The organism is Proteus sp. fly-1089, from assembly GCF_040138965.1.
Lineage (GTDB): Bacteria > Pseudomonadota > Gammaproteobacteria > Enterobacterales > Enterobacteriaceae > Proteus > Proteus vulgaris_B.
In genome coordinates this window covers 1,118,009-1,132,585 of record NZ_JBEETS010000001.1, presented here as the reverse complement: position 1 = coordinate 1,132,585, position 14,577 = coordinate 1,118,009, and the positions used below count along the sequence as shown (strand labels likewise).

9 protein-coding genes and 1 riboswitch are annotated in these 14,577 nt (G+C 40.9%); of the genes, 1 reads left to right on the top strand and 8 read right to left on the bottom strand.

Going from position 1 to position 14,577, the window contains the following annotated elements:
• Positions 1-47: 47 nt before the first annotated feature.
• Positions 48-136: riboswitch (TPP riboswitch) on the top strand.
• Between the two features lie 51 nt (positions 137-187).
• The gene (thiD, locus tag ABN080_RS05255) at positions 188-985 is read left to right on the top strand and encodes a bifunctional hydroxymethylpyrimidine kinase/phosphomethylpyrimidine kinase (RefSeq protein WP_349440538.1); all 798 of its coding nucleotides are present in this window, start codon (positions 188-190) and stop codon (positions 983-985) included.
• Positions 986-1,040: 55 nt separating this feature from the next.
• On the opposite strand, the gene fbaB is transcribed toward thiD, so the two are convergent.
• The 8 genes from fbaB to ABN080_RS05215 all read right to left on the bottom strand — a co-directional run bounded on the left by fbaB (position 1,041) and on the right by ABN080_RS05215 (position 14,378).
• On the bottom strand, positions 1,041-2,090 hold the full coding sequence (gene fbaB, locus ABN080_RS05250) for a class I fructose-bisphosphate aldolase (protein WP_109407737.1): 1,050 nt from the start codon (positions 2,088-2,090) through the stop codon (positions 1,041-1,043).
• 49 nt (positions 2,091-2,139) lie between these two features.
• Positions 2,140-3,033 carry a lipid kinase YegS gene (gene yegS, locus ABN080_RS05245; RefSeq protein WP_349440537.1) on the bottom strand — a complete coding sequence of 298 codons (894 nt, stop codon included), beginning with the start codon at positions 3,031-3,033 and terminating at the stop codon, positions 2,140-2,142.
• A 296-nt stretch (positions 3,034-3,329) separates the two neighbouring features.
• The gene (gene trhP, locus ABN080_RS05240; protein WP_075674055.1) at positions 3,330-4,709 is read right to left on the bottom strand and encodes a prephenate-dependent tRNA uridine(34) hydroxylase TrhP; all 1,380 of its coding nucleotides are present in this window, start codon (positions 4,707-4,709) and stop codon (positions 3,330-3,332) included.
• A gap of 119 nt (positions 4,710-4,828) precedes the next feature.
• Complete coding sequence (gene baeR / locus ABN080_RS05235; RefSeq protein ID WP_072068476.1) at positions 4,829-5,536, bottom strand: envelope stress response regulator BaeR; 708 nt, start codon at positions 5,534-5,536, stop codon at positions 4,829-4,831.
• 22 nt (positions 5,537-5,558) lie between these two features.
• A complete protein-coding gene (gene baeS, locus ABN080_RS05230; protein WP_196554052.1) occupies positions 5,559-6,935 on the bottom strand; it encodes an envelope stress sensor histidine kinase BaeS in 1,377 nt (458 codons plus the stop codon).
• Positions 6,932-10,015 carry a multidrug efflux RND transporter permease subunit MdtC gene (mdtC, locus tag ABN080_RS05225; RefSeq protein WP_349440536.1) on the bottom strand — a complete coding sequence of 1,028 codons (3,084 nt, stop codon included), beginning with the start codon at positions 10,013-10,015 and terminating at the stop codon, positions 6,932-6,934. Before mdtC ends, baeS begins: the two co-directional genes overlap by 4 nt.
• Positions 10,012-13,143 (bottom strand): MdtB/MuxB family multidrug efflux RND transporter permease subunit, encoded by a 3,132-nt coding sequence (locus tag ABN080_RS05220; protein WP_349440535.1) that lies wholly within the window; start codon positions 13,141-13,143, stop codon positions 10,012-10,014. The genes mdtC and ABN080_RS05220 overlap by 4 nt, the downstream gene beginning before the upstream one ends.
• Complete coding sequence (locus ABN080_RS05215; RefSeq protein ID WP_196554055.1) at positions 13,143-14,378, bottom strand: MdtA/MuxA family multidrug efflux RND transporter periplasmic adaptor subunit; 1,236 nt, start codon at positions 14,376-14,378, stop codon at positions 13,143-13,145. The genes ABN080_RS05220 and ABN080_RS05215 overlap by 1 nt, the downstream gene beginning before the upstream one ends.
• Between the last annotated feature and the right edge of the window lie 199 nt (positions 14,379-14,577).

Here is a 14,577-nt window from a genome sequence, read left to right as displayed (position 1 = left end):
GCATCTTTATCTTGAGCATGCGATACTCCTTATCGCCTGAATTTACAGGCTTTGGCTCGGGGCGCCTTATGGCTGAGATGAACCCGTATAACCTGATCTGGATAATGCCAGCGTAGGGAAGTCAAGGTAACTCTGCTGATTAACAGAGCCCGACTTTTCTGTAACTGGTGAAAGGAGGAGTTAATCAGTGAGATTCAATGCATTGTCTATCGCAGGCACCGATCCTAGTGGTGGTGCAGGTATTCAGGCCGATCTGAAAACATTTTCCGCACTGGGTGTATATGGCACAACCGTAATGACGGCACTGGTTGCCCAAAATACCTGTGGTGTCCGTAGTGTCTATGATTTATCCCCTGATTTTGTTGCAGCTCAATTAGATGCTGTCTTGTCTGATGTTCGAATTGATAGTGCCAAAATTGGCATGCTCTCTAATGCCTCAATTATTGATGTGGTTTGCGACAAGCTTCAACAATATGCCATTCCTTTTGTTGTACTTGATACGGTTATGATTGCAAAAAGTGGCGATCCTCTATTACAGCCTGATGCGGTTAATAAAATGATCCGTCAGCTTTTACCGTTGGTAGATTTGATCACTCCTAATTTACCCGAAGCAGCTGCACTGCTAGGTTGTGAAGTCGCTCAAGATGAAATAACGATGAAGCAACAAGGTTATGCATTGCTAAAGCAAGGATGCAAAGCCGTGTTAATGAAAGGAGGGCATTTAACAGAAGATGAAAGCCCTGATTGGTTATTTACTCAAGATGGCGAGTGGCGATTTACCTCAAAACGCGTTAATACGAAAAATACCCACGGTACAGGATGCACGCTTTCAGCCGCTTTAGCCGCTATTCGTCCTCAAGTCTCTAATTGGCAAACTTGTGTTGAGCAAGCAAAAGCCTATTTACAACAAGCGCTAGAACATGCGGATAGTTTAGAGGTTGGGCAAGGTTTTGGCCCAGTGCACCATTTTCATCGCTGGTGGTGATACTAAAAGCCCCTCAATAAAAGGGGCTTTATCGTCAAATCTATCAGTTAAGCAATTAAGCAATAGTGACAGATTTATCCAAATAAACATCTTGTACTGCATTAATCAGGGCAACGCCATCTTTCATTGATTTTTTGAACGCTTTACGACCTAAGATCAATCCCATACCACCAGCACGTTTATTAATAACAGCGGTGCGGACCGCATCTTCAAGGTCATTATTACCAGAAGCCCCACCAGAGTTAATTAATCCTGCGCGCCCCATATAGCAGTTTGCTAATTGGTAGCGAACTAAATCAATTGGGTTTTCAGTCGTGAGTTTCGTGTAAACGCGCTCATCAGTATGACCAAAACCAATCGCTTTAAAGCCACCGTTATTTTCAGCCATTTTTTGTTTAACGATATCAGCACCAATAGTCGCCGCTAAATGGTTTGCCTGCCCCGTTAAATCTGCACTTGCATGGTAATCTACACCATCTTTTTTGAACGCTGGGTTGCGTAAATAAGCCCATAATACAGTGACCATACCCAATTCATGAGCACGTTCAAAGGCCATTGAAATTTCTTCAATTTGGCGACGGCTTTCTTGTGAACCAAAGTAAATGGTCGCACCCACTGCAACAGCACCCATTTCAAACGCTTGTTCTACACTGGCATACAGAGTTTGGTCATATTGCGCTGGGTAGCTTAAGGTTTCATTGTGGTTTAATTTCACAAGAAAAGGAATTTTGTGTGCATAGCGACGAGAAACAGAAGCAAGAACACCATAAGTAGAGGCAACACAGTTACAACCTGCTTCAATCGCCAACTCAACAATATTTTTTGGATCAAAATAGAGAGGGTTTGCTGCGAAAGAGGCCGCCGCTGAGTGCTCAACACCTTGGTCAACAGGTAGAATAGACAGATAACCCGTTCCCGCTAAACGCCCGTGATTAAACAGGGTTTGCATTGAACGTAACACGCTATTAGGGCGATTATTATCAATCATTACACGATCAACAAAGTCAGAACCTGGCAGGTAGAGATTTTCGCTCGGGATGGTTTGGCAACGATGGTCTAATAATGATTTTGCATCAGCACCTAACAAACTTACTATATCAGTCATTACATACTCCAGTTCATGATGAGATGAGAGTGATTGTCATTTATCTACATTAAGATAACAAGTCACATTGAGGCGGTAACCGGCAGTGGATCGCTTCAGGTAACACAATAAATTCAAATTTATTCCCTAAAAGGGGTTCTCCATCTAAATTAAACACCATTTCATGAGAAGCACTAATGTTTACCCAGCGACTTTCTCGCTCAATTATCTTGTCATTTTTCTTGCTATCAAACATGCTGTTTAAAATAGAGGGGAGAAGTTCGTGAGCTTCAACAATGGTGATATTGAGTTTATTGTCATTAATTAAGGCTTCAGAGCATAATTTCTGTCCGCCACCAGCTTGGCGGCCATTACCGATAGCTAGAATAAGAGACTCGCCTTCCCAATGGAAATTTTCAGCTTCAATAGTGCAATAATCAGCTTTTAAAGAGTCGATACTTAAAAGACCATTAATAAAATAGGCAGCTCCACCTAATGCTGATTTTAATGCCTCAGGAGTCTCGGTTGTGATTTTGGTTCCAAAACCGCCTGATGCCATATTGATAAAATAGTGCGTCTTGTTCACTGAGATAACATCAATGGGAACAGCTCGACCTTTAACTGCTAAATTAAGTGCATTTTCCATATCACGAGGGATTTGTGCGCTGGTGGCAAAATCATTTGCTGTGCCTAATGGAATAATGCCCAGTGTTGGTAAAGATGAGGGTGAAAGATGAATTAATTCAGAAACAACGCTATTAATCGTTCCATCTCCTCCTGCTGCAATCACCGTTTCTGCTTGTATATCTATAGCTTCTTGTACAAAACGGCGTATATCACTGGATTCCCAAGTTACTCTTACTTGGAGGTTAAAACCTTCGTTACGTAATTGGTAAACTGCTTTTCTCAATGCGCTGTTGTTAGTGCTTTTTCCATTAATGATCAGCAAACTAATTTTACTCATTGATGAATCCCTTTAATTGAATCACTCTTTTAAAGGTAATGGATATCGAGAAAATTACTATTTTTTTTACAAATGATAACGAAAAAGGGAATGTGTTTACGTAAAGGAGAGTTGATAACGGAGATGAAAAAAGAAAAGGCAAATCCAAGGGAGATTGGATTTGCCAAGGAGGTGGTTCCTAGTCTTACTGTATTCATTCTAGTTCTTTATTTTTCGGAACTGATGATACGGTAAACAAATCATTATTGATGTGATCTGTATTTGAAATTGATCACTTTAAATCAGATTATGACGCTTTACTTCACTTCTACAGCATCAATCTTATGCGGCTGACGTGTTGTTGTACCTTGTAGGTTGCGGATCAGCAGTGCGAAATCTAAATCAACATCTTCAGGAACAGATAAATAAACCATGTGACCATTACCTGGTGCAACATCAGTTGGTTGCTGTTTTTTGTTAAACAATTCTTCTAAGGTAAATTGAATATTGCCGGTTGGTGTCATTAATTCTAGGCTATCACCTAAAACAAATTTATTTTTAACATCAACTTCAGCTAAACCGTTTACGCGTTTACCGGTGAATTCACCGACAAATTGTTGGGTATCAGAGACAGAATAACCATATTCATAAGTTTGGTACGCATCATGGGTATGACGGCGTAAGAAACCTTCTGTATAACCGCGATGTGCTAAGCCTTCTAATGTCGTTAGCAACGTTGGATCGAATGGTTTGCCTGCAACAGCATCATCAATTGCACGACGATACATTTGTGCTGTACGGGCGCAGTAATAGAAGGATTTAGTACGACCTTCAATTTTCAGCGAATGTACACCCATTTGAGTTAATTGCTCAACGTGTTCAATCGCGCGTAAGTCTTTAGAGTTCATGATATAAGTACCGTGTTCATCCTCGAACGCAGTCATATATTCACCAGGGCGTTTTGCTTCTTCAATTAAGTAAACTTTATCTGTTGGTGCGCCAACACCTAAAGTAGGCTCAACGTTTTTAACTGGAATTGGCGTGTATTTTTCAACGATATTACCCACATCGTCTTCTTTGCCTTCTTCGACTTTATATTCCCAACGGCAAGCGTTAGTACAAGTACCTTGGTTCGGATCACGTTTATTGATATAGCCAGATAGCAGGCAACGGCCTGAGTAAGCCATACATAATGCACCATGAACGAAAACTTCTAATTCCATATCAGGAACTTGCTTACGAATTTCAGCAATTTCATCAATAGAGAGCTCACGAGACAGGATCACTCGCGTTAATCCCATTTGACGCCAGAATTTTACGGTTGCCCAGTTAACAGCATTGGCTTGTACTGAAAGGTGAATATCCATTTCAGGGAACGCTTCACGTACCATCATGATCAAACCCGGATCAGACATAATCAGCGCATCAGGACCCATATCAATGACGGGTTTTAAGTCACGGATAAAGGTTTTTAATTTAGCATTATGGGGTGCGATATTAACCACAACATAGAAGCGTTTACCTAGTTCATGGGCTTCTTGAATACCTTTGGCAAGGTTTTCGTGGTTAAACTCATTATTACGCACACGTAAGCTATAACGTGGCTGACCTGCATAAACGGCGTCTGCGCCATAAGCAAATGCATAGCGCATATTTTTTAATGAGCCAGCAGGAGAGAGCAATTCGGGTGTAAACATGGTTAATTTCCTGGTTCTGATTTCAAGTCAGTCCCCCACACATTGGGTAGGGGTATATCATAAAGGGGAGGATTCTAGCGCTTAAGTGTAGCGAGGTTCAATGTATTCCTGAAAAAATATCATCGAAATCGATAAGCTTGTGTCTCCCAACGATACCCTTGGCCATAAATTGAGCGAATAAATTCAATCTGATCGTTAAGTTGCTCAAGTTTACGTCTTAAGTTTTTAATATGGCTATCAATGGTTCTGTCAGTCACAATGCGGTAATCATCATAAAGATGATCCATTAGCTGATCACGAGTTAATATTTTTCCGGGTTGTGTCGCTAATGCTTTGAGTAGACGGAATTCAGCTGTGGTTAAGTCGAGAATTTTATTGTTATATTGGATTTGATAAGCCTGCTCATCAATGATAACTAACTTATCGCTTTGAACAATATCTTGTGGTCGATAAAAACGGCGTAATAAAGTTTTGACTCTGGCTACGACTTCTCTTGGGCTGTAGGGTTTGCAAATATAATCATCGGCGCCAATCTCAAGTCCAAGCAATCTATCTACTTCCTCTGTTTTGGCTGTGACCATAATGATGGGAATATCAGAAAACTGACGTAACTCTTTACAGATCGTAATGCCATCTTTAACGGGCAACATCAGATCTAATAATATTAAATCGTAATGTTGTTGTTTTACACAATGGCTAACTTCAGCACCATCTGCTAGCCAGTGAGTTTGATATCCTGAAGCTTGAAGATAATCAATAAGTAATTGAGCAAGCTTGGGTTCATCTTCAACTATAAGGATTGAATAGGGTGATTCGGCAGCAGTCATTATTGGCCCAGTGGTTATAGGCTTAAAGATCATCAGAATATGCAGGTAATTCTATAAGAATTTTCATGCCTCCTAAAGATGAAGGCATAGCACTTATTTTACCATTATGAGCTTCAACGATATTTTCGCAAATCGCAAGACCTAATCCAGAACCGCCACTGGCACGATTTCGTGAGCTTTCTGCACGATAAAAGCGTTGGAAAACGGCTTGATACTGTGATTTATCCAATCCAGGCGCGCTATCTTCTAAGGTTATCAATACACAGTTATTCTCTTTTTTTGTCTTGATATGTAATTGTCCACCAGCATAGGTATAACGCACACTATTTTCTAATAGATTATGAAAAAGCTGAATAAGCCGGTCAGGATCGGCTTGTACAATTAATGGAGAGATATCATCTAATTCAGTATATAAGGCAATATCTTTGGTGTGATATGTGTGGCGATAAGAAGCAACAGCTAATAAAATCACCTCATTAATATCAATAAAATCTTTACGATAAGTGAGTGAGCCTCTATCGGATAATGAGAGTTGGTGGAGATCATTCACCAGTTTTGTCAGGTTTGTCACTTCGAATAAAAGGGAGTTTAATGTCTCGGACGTGGGCTTTCTTACTCCATCTTGTAACGCTTCTAATTCCCCTTTTAAAATAGCGAGAGGTGTACGTAACTCATGTGAAATATCAGCCATATAATCACGACGAATTTGCTCATTTTTCTCTAGTGTGCTGGCGAGTTGGTTAAAGTCTGTAGCGAGCTGGCTGATTTCATCTTTACTACTGGGTGTTACACGAACAGCAAAATCACCAGCGGCTAATTTATGTGTGGCTTCGACCAGTCGTTTAACGGGGCGTATCATATTGCGAGAAAGGATCAGTGTAATCAGTAAAGCTAAAAGAACGGTTAAACCTGCAATTATCCAACTGGTACGCAGTTGTTGTTTATCAAAACTGATATCCGCTTCACTACTAATCTTATCAGCGGCACTGACAATCACCCAACCTACAATTTCATCATGAGAAGTAATTGGTTTTTTGAAGGTTTCTTCAGGAAATTGATTGTCATGACCAAATAAGCGCTTCATGTTTTTATCAACAATCCAAAACTGTGTGCGCCAGCCTTTTGGTGGAGGGCCTTCACTGCTTTGGCTTATTTGGTCAATACTGCGTAATATTTGATAAAGAGAACGATCATCTCTATTGAGAAAACGCCAGTCACCGGTTAAAGCATATTGATCTGTTAAGGCTTCAGCTAAAAGAGTTGCACGCTGTTCACTGTTTTTCTTGATATAGCCAATAAACCCTTGTTGAAAGCTACCTCGAATACCAATATGCATGGCAAGAACTACAACCATACAGGTAGCGAAAATCACCAAGAACAGCTTGCTTCTCAGTTTCATGCTTTAGCCTCTTTCTTGCTGAAACGGCGTTGTTGCCAACGTTCACGCAATCCATCAAAAAATAGATAAATAACTGGGGTGGTATAAAGGGTTAAGAGTTGGCTCATTAATAACCCACCTACGATTGTTATCCCTAAAGGTTGTCTTAATTCTGCACCATCTCCGCTTCCTAACATCAATGGCAATGCGCCAAATAATGCGGCAAGGGTTGTCATAATAATTGGGCGAAAGCGCAATAAGCTCGCCTGAATAATGGCTTCTTTGGCTGACAATTTACCCTCGCGTTGGGCAGTGATCGCAAAATCCACCATAATAATGGCATTTTTCTTCACAATACCAATGAGTAACATAATGCCAATAAGTGCAATCAAGCTAAAAGGTGTATCAAAAAGCTGTAACGCTAATAACGCACCGACACCGGCGGAAGGAAGGGTGGATAAAATGGTGAGTGGATGAATATAGCTTTCATACAGTACACCTAATACCAAATACACAGTCACAATAGCCGCTAAGATAAGAATAAGCTGTGACTTAATGGTTTCTTGGAAGATCTGTGCCGTACCTGCAAAGGTGCCCCTTACGGTATTGGGTACACCCAACTCAGTCATTGTGCGTTCAATAGAATTAATTGCATCAGCTAATGTATAACCTTCGGGAATATTAAAAGCAATCGTTGAGGCGGCAGATAATCCTTGATGGTTGACGCTCAATGGCGCATTGGCAGGATACCAATTTGCAAATGCAGAGAGCGGAATGCGCTCACCTTGGTTATTTACCACATACATTTTATCTAACGCAGAAACGTCTTGTGTATACTGTTCAGACACTTCCATGACGACTTTGTACTGATTGAGTGGGGCATAGATCGTGGAGATCTGACGTTGACCAAAAGCATTATTCAGCAAATTATTCGCATCACTGACATTAATACCTAATTGTGACATGGTATCTCGATCGTAAGTTAGTGCCATTTCAGCACCTTTATCTTCTTTATCTGAGTTAACATCCACAAGTTGAGGCAGTTCGCCTAATGCTTTACGTACAATGGGTTCCCATTTACGTAATTCACTTAAATCATCCGCTAATAAGGTAAACTGATAACTGGCATTGGCCTGACGCCCACCTGCTCTAACATCTTGCACAGGCATTAAAAAGAGGTTAGCGCCAGGTTCATCAGCGAGTTTGGCACGTAAACGATTGATCACTTGGTTGGCACTATCAGTACGCTCTGACAGTGGATTGAGGGAAATAAACATAAACCCACTGTTAATACGCCCCCCTCCCGTAAAGCCCGTTACGCTATCTACGTCTTTATCTGCATTTATTTCTTGCATAAAACGGGTCATTTTTTCTTTCATTGATTGGAATGAAATACTTTGGTCAGCACGGACAAATCCCATTAATCGGCCAGTGTCCTGGTCGGGAAAAAATGTTTTAGGTGCGCTGATATACAGGTAAGCATTTAGGCCTAAAGTCGCAAGAAAAATCGCCATAACCCAGCGTCGATGGCGCAACGCCCCTTGTAATGTGACACTGTAACCTTGTTGAGCGCGGAAAAGTAACTTACCAAATCCTCGCAAATGCGATTGTGCTTTGGGTTTGACACCTTTTAATAAATGCGCACACATCATGGGGGTCAGTGTTAACGAAACAAATAAAGAAATAGCGATAGCTGTGGTTAACGTAATAGCAAATTCTTTAAATAATCGTCCAACAAGTCCATCCATTAATAGCAGAGGGATGAATACCGCCACGAGAGAAATACTCATCGAAAGTACGGTAAAGCCGACTTCTCCAACCCCTTTTAAAGCGGCTTCTTTAGGTTTTAAACCATTCTCAATGTGGCGAGAGATATTTTCGAGTACCACAATGGCATCATCAACCACAAAACCGGTAGCAACGGTTAATGCCATCAATGAAAGATTATTTAAACTAAAGCCACAAAGATACATGGCTGAAAAAGTACCAATTAATGAAACGGGTACAGCAACGGCAGGAATAAGCGTAGCACGGCCTGAACGTAAAAATAAAAATACGACTAGAATTACGAGTGCGACAGCAATGGCTAACGCACGTTCAACTTCTGCTAATGATGCGCGGATAGTGGGGGTTCTATCTTGGGCAACTTTTAAATCGACATTGGCTGGAATAAGTTCACGTAATTCAGGAAGTTCATCACGAATACGGTTAACCGTTTCAATAATATTGGCTCCCGCTTCACGGCGAATAACCAGTAAAATAGCAGGTTCGCCGCCACTCATCCCTGCTGCGCGTGAGTTTTGTACCGAATCAGTGACTTGCGCAACATCGCCTAAACGCACAACAGCTTCTTGATTGTAATGCACGATGATTGGGCGATATTCAACCGCTTTGCTTAACTCGTCATTGGTTTGAATTTGCCAACGATTTTCATCATTATTGACAAAGCCTTGGGGGCGTCGCACATTCGCTTGGTTAATTGCTTTTCTCACATCATCAAGGCTAACATTTTGGTTAAATAGCGCATCAGGATTGAGAGCAACACGTATTGCGGGTAATGATCCTCCACCAACAGAAACTTCACTTACTCCTTCAATTTGTGAGATTTTTTGTGCAAGGCGGGTTGATGCCAGATCGTAAAGCTCTCCTGTATTTTGTATGTCAGAGGTCAATGTTAAGATCATTATCGGTGCATCAGAAGGATTTGATTTATAATAGCGTGGGCGACTTGGCATTCCGGAAGGTAATAAGCTTTGTGACGCATTTAGCGCCGCTTGCACATCACGAGCAGCAGTATTGATATCTTTATTTAAGTCAAATACCAACGTAATGCTGGTACTGCCAAGCGAGCTACTAGAGGTCATCTCATCAATACCTGCAATTCGCCCTAAAGAGCGTTCAAGCGGTGTAGCAACAGAAGATGCCATAGTTTCAGGCGAAGCCCCAGGTAATGAGGCATAGATATTAATAACGGGATAATCAACCTGAGGCAAAGGCGCAACAGGAAGTAACATAAAGCCTAATGCACCACAAAGAGAAATTGCTAAACTAAGTAATGTGGTTGCTACGGGTCGTTGAATAAAGAGGGCGAAGAACTTCATGATACAGCCCCGTTATTATTCTCAATGTGTTTATTGCGGTTTACATAGAGTGATAATTTATCAAACAGTAGATAAATCACTGGCGTAGTAAACAGAGTTAAGATCTGGCTCATAATTAAGCCTCCGACCATACAAACCCCTAATGGCTGGCGTAATTCTGCACCCACACCAGTACTTAACATTAAAGGTAAAGCTCCGAGGAGTGCCGCCATTGTTGTCATTAATATTGGACGAAAACGTAATAAACACGCTTGATAAATAGCCTCGTAAGGGGTTAAACCTTGTTCTCGTTCTGCTGCAAGGGCAAAGTCTATCATCATGATCGCGTTTTTCTTTACGATCCCAATAAGCAAAATGATCCCAATAATAGCAATAATATCAAGCTCATTACCCGCGGCCATTAATGCGAGCAATGCGCCGACACCCGCGGTCGGTAGTGTAGATAAAATAGTAATAGGGTGAATGAAACTCTCATATAACACACCGAGCACAATATACATTGCTACAATAGCTGCGATAATCAGCCATAAAGTACTTGAAAGTGCACTTTCAAAGGCGAGTGTTGCACCTTGGAATTGAGTAGTGATATCTCTTGGCATCGAGATTTGCTCTTCCGCCAATTTTACCGCTTTGACTGCTTCTTCAAGAGACGATTTTTCGGCAACATTAAATGAGAATGTTGCTGAAGGAAATTGTTCTTGATGATTAATCGAAAGTGGTGCTAAGCGCTGTTCTACCGAGGCAATTGAAAGCAGTGGTACCATAGCGCCATCTTTGCCAGTTAAATGTACGGCTGAGAGCGCCAGTAAGCCATCACCATTGCGAATATCTTGTTCTAATACAACACGGTACTGATTTGCTTGAGTGTAGATAGTTGAAATTAAACGCTGACCAAAAGCATTATAAAGTGCGTTATCAATCTCACTCATTGTAATACCTAAGCGACTTGCAGAATCTCTGTCCACTTTGATATACGCCATCATGCCACCGTCTTGCCAATCACTGCTGATGTCGGTTAGTTCTGGGCTGTTTTTTAATGATTGAGAAAGCTTTGGTACCCAATACGCCAATTCATCTAATGATGTTGCTTGCAACGTAAATTGATATTGAGTACGAGAAACTTGCGTGTCAATTGTTAGATCTTGTGTGGGTTGCAAATAGAGCGTTATGCCTGAAATAGAGGCTATGCGTTCTTGTAGACGAGGAATTATTGTATCAATACGCGAGTCGCGTTGATCAAGGGGTTTTAATGTGATTTGTAATCGACCCGTATTGAGTGTTGCATTACTACCATCAATGCCGACAAAACTGGCAATATTATCAACCGCAGGATCATCAATGAGTTTATCAACCACTTGCTGCTGTTTTTCAACCATCGATTGATAAGAAATAGATTGTGAGGTTTCAATGGTGCCTTGTAATAATCCATTATCTTGCAATGGGAAAAAGCCTTTAGGAATAAACATATACAGCAAAACAGTCAACACCAAAGTGCTGAGTGCAACACCTAAGGTGATCCATTGATGGTTTAACACACGTTTTAACCACACGGCATAAACGGCAATCATTTTTTCAAAGAAGCGTTCACATGCTATTTCAAAACGATTGTGTTTGATTTCATTTTCAGGCTTTAGCAATCGCGCGCACATCATTGGCGTTAATGTCAGCGAAACCACCGCAGAGATTAGAATGGCGACAGCAAGGGTGATTGCAAACTCTCTAAATAGACGACCAACAATATCTCCCATAAATAACAGGGGGATCAGTACGGCAATCAGAGAGAAAGTTAGTGAAATAATGGTAAAGCCAATTTCGCCGGCTCCTTTTAAAGCGGCTGTTAACGGCTTATCACCACGCTCAAGGTAGCGGGAGATATTTTCAATCACAACAATGGCGTCATCGACAACAAAGCCGGTCGCAATCGTTAATGCCATTAAGGTGAGATTATTGACAGAAAAACCACAGAAATACATCACTGCGAATGTACCTACTAATGAAAGTGGTACGGCAATGCTTGGAATTAAAGTTGCGACACCATTACGTAAAAAGAGATAAATCACCATCACTACAAGTGCGATAGCTAAGCCAAGCTCAAATTGTACATCTTTAACTGATGCCCGGATCGTTGTGGTTCTGTCAGTTAATATCTCAACATTCACTGATTTAGGTAAATTAGAGACTAAGTCTGGTAATAAATTACGAATATTATCAGTGGTATCAATAACGTTAACGCCGGGTTGACGTTGAACATTTATAATAATTGCCTGTTCGTTATTTGCCCATGCACCTAACTGGTTATTTTCAGGCGCTTGCTCGATAGTTGCGATATCAGATAAACGAATAGGCGCATCATTTTTATAGGCAACGATGAGTTGGCGATAATCTTCTAATGATTTCATTTGGTCATTAGCCGATAATGTTACGGAACGAGTAGGGCCATCAAGGCTTCCTTTCGCTGAGTTAACGTTCGCATTATTGATTGCTACACGAATTTTTTCGCTGTCTAAACCGTAGGACGCTGCGGCTTGTGCATTGAGTTTGACTCTAACTGCGGGACGCTGACCACCGGCTAATGCCACTAAACCTACACCATTAACTTGTGAAATTTTTTGCGAAATACGGGTTTCAACCATATCTTGCAACTGTGTCATCGGTAATGTTGAGCTAGTCACCGCTAAAGTTAAAATAGGCGGATCAGCTGGGTTTACTTTGCTGTAAATCGGTGGGTAAGGCAAATCGGAGGGTAGTAGATTCGTCGCTGCATTTATCGCAGCTTGAACCTCTTGTTCTGCAACATCTAATGGTAAGGTTAATTGGAACATCAGAGTGATCACTGAAGCGCCACCAGAGCTTTGTGATGACATCTGTTTTAACCCAGACATTTGCCCAAATTGTCGTTCAAGTGGTGCAGTGACAGCGGATGTCATCACATCAGGGCTTGCTCCAGGATAGAGAGTAACGACCTGAATTGTCGGGTAATCAACTTCAGGTAAGGCAGACACTGGTAACATACGATAACCAACGATACCAGCTAACAGTATGGCCACCATAAAAAGAGTTGTTGCAACTGGGCGCAGAATAAATAAGCGAGATGGTCCCCCACCTGTACCGTGTGTTTTTTCGGTCATTACGCTTTCTCCGCAACTACACGGTTATTTTCTTTATTTTTAGGTACTGTAGGTGTCACGATTTCGACTTTTGCATCTTGTGTTAATCTATCCACACCATCCGTTACAACACGCTGATCTGCTGATAAACCAGAAGCTATCACAACTTTTTCTGCATTTTGTAAGGCGACTTCCACGCGTAATTTGCTAACTTTATTTTCGTTATTCACAACCCAAACAAAGTGACCTTCATTACCCATTTGCAAAGCCGCATTCGGAATAACAACCGCTTTTTCTAATGTGGTGATATAAAGACGGACATTGACGAATTGATTAGGAAATAATGTTGTCTCTTGTTGCGGGAAACGTGCTTTTAATTTAATGGTGCCAGTAGTGGCATCAATTTGGTTATCAACACTAAATAATTTTCCTTGAGCTAATTCAAACTGGTTATTTCTGTCTAATGCGGTGACAGGCAAATCAGCACTATTCTTACGTGCTTGAATAACTTTTGCTAAATCTTGTTCTGGCAATGTAAAAAGCACATCAACGGGATCCATTTGATTGATAACCACAATCGGCGTTGATGAGCCACCTGAAATATAGTTACCCACGTCAACTTGTTTTAATCCCACACGACCTGAAATCGGTGCCGTAATCTTACTGTAAGTTAATTGCAGCTGTGCATTACTGATTGTAGCCTCATCAATACGGATACTTGCTTCTGACTGTTTCACTAAAGCTTGCTGATTATCCAACTCTTGTTGTGAGACTAAATTCGTTTTTGCCAACTTCTGATAACGTGCTAAATCAAGACGTGCATTAGCTAATGTGGCTTGATCTTTTGCAAGTTGTCCTTTGGCTTGGGCTAATTGCACTTCAAATGGGCGAGAGTCAATTTCTGCTAATAAATCACCTTTTTGAACCTGCTGCCCTTCCGTGAAATGTAAAGCCATTAATTGACCTTCAACACGACTCGTCACTGTGACGCTATTAGTTGCTTTCACTGTACCTAAAGCTGATAAAAATTGAGGCACATCTTCTTGTATTGATGTTGCAACCTGAACGGGTGGCATAGGAGGGCGACGAGATCCAGTTGTACTTCGACTTTGTGAGCTTGTTGCTTGAGTTCCTTTATTTTCAGGTGTAGTTGTTTTTGCTGCATTAAATTGCCAATAGGCGTAAGCACCTGCGACTACGACGATTAAAGCGATAATAAGAGAAACTCTTTTTTTAGCATTTTTATTTTTATTCATTACTTTTGTGATCCCACTGGCAACTAGCTAATCAGAAATACTGAAATGAAATTTTGGAATAGTGACATTCTACCTGTTTTTACACAGTTAAAAATGGAGGAAATATGGAAATTAAGTCAAGGAATGTGTTTTATTGGCTTTATTTTAAGCAGTTAAAATAAAATGATACTGGCATTATTTTATCGTTGTTATTCAATAA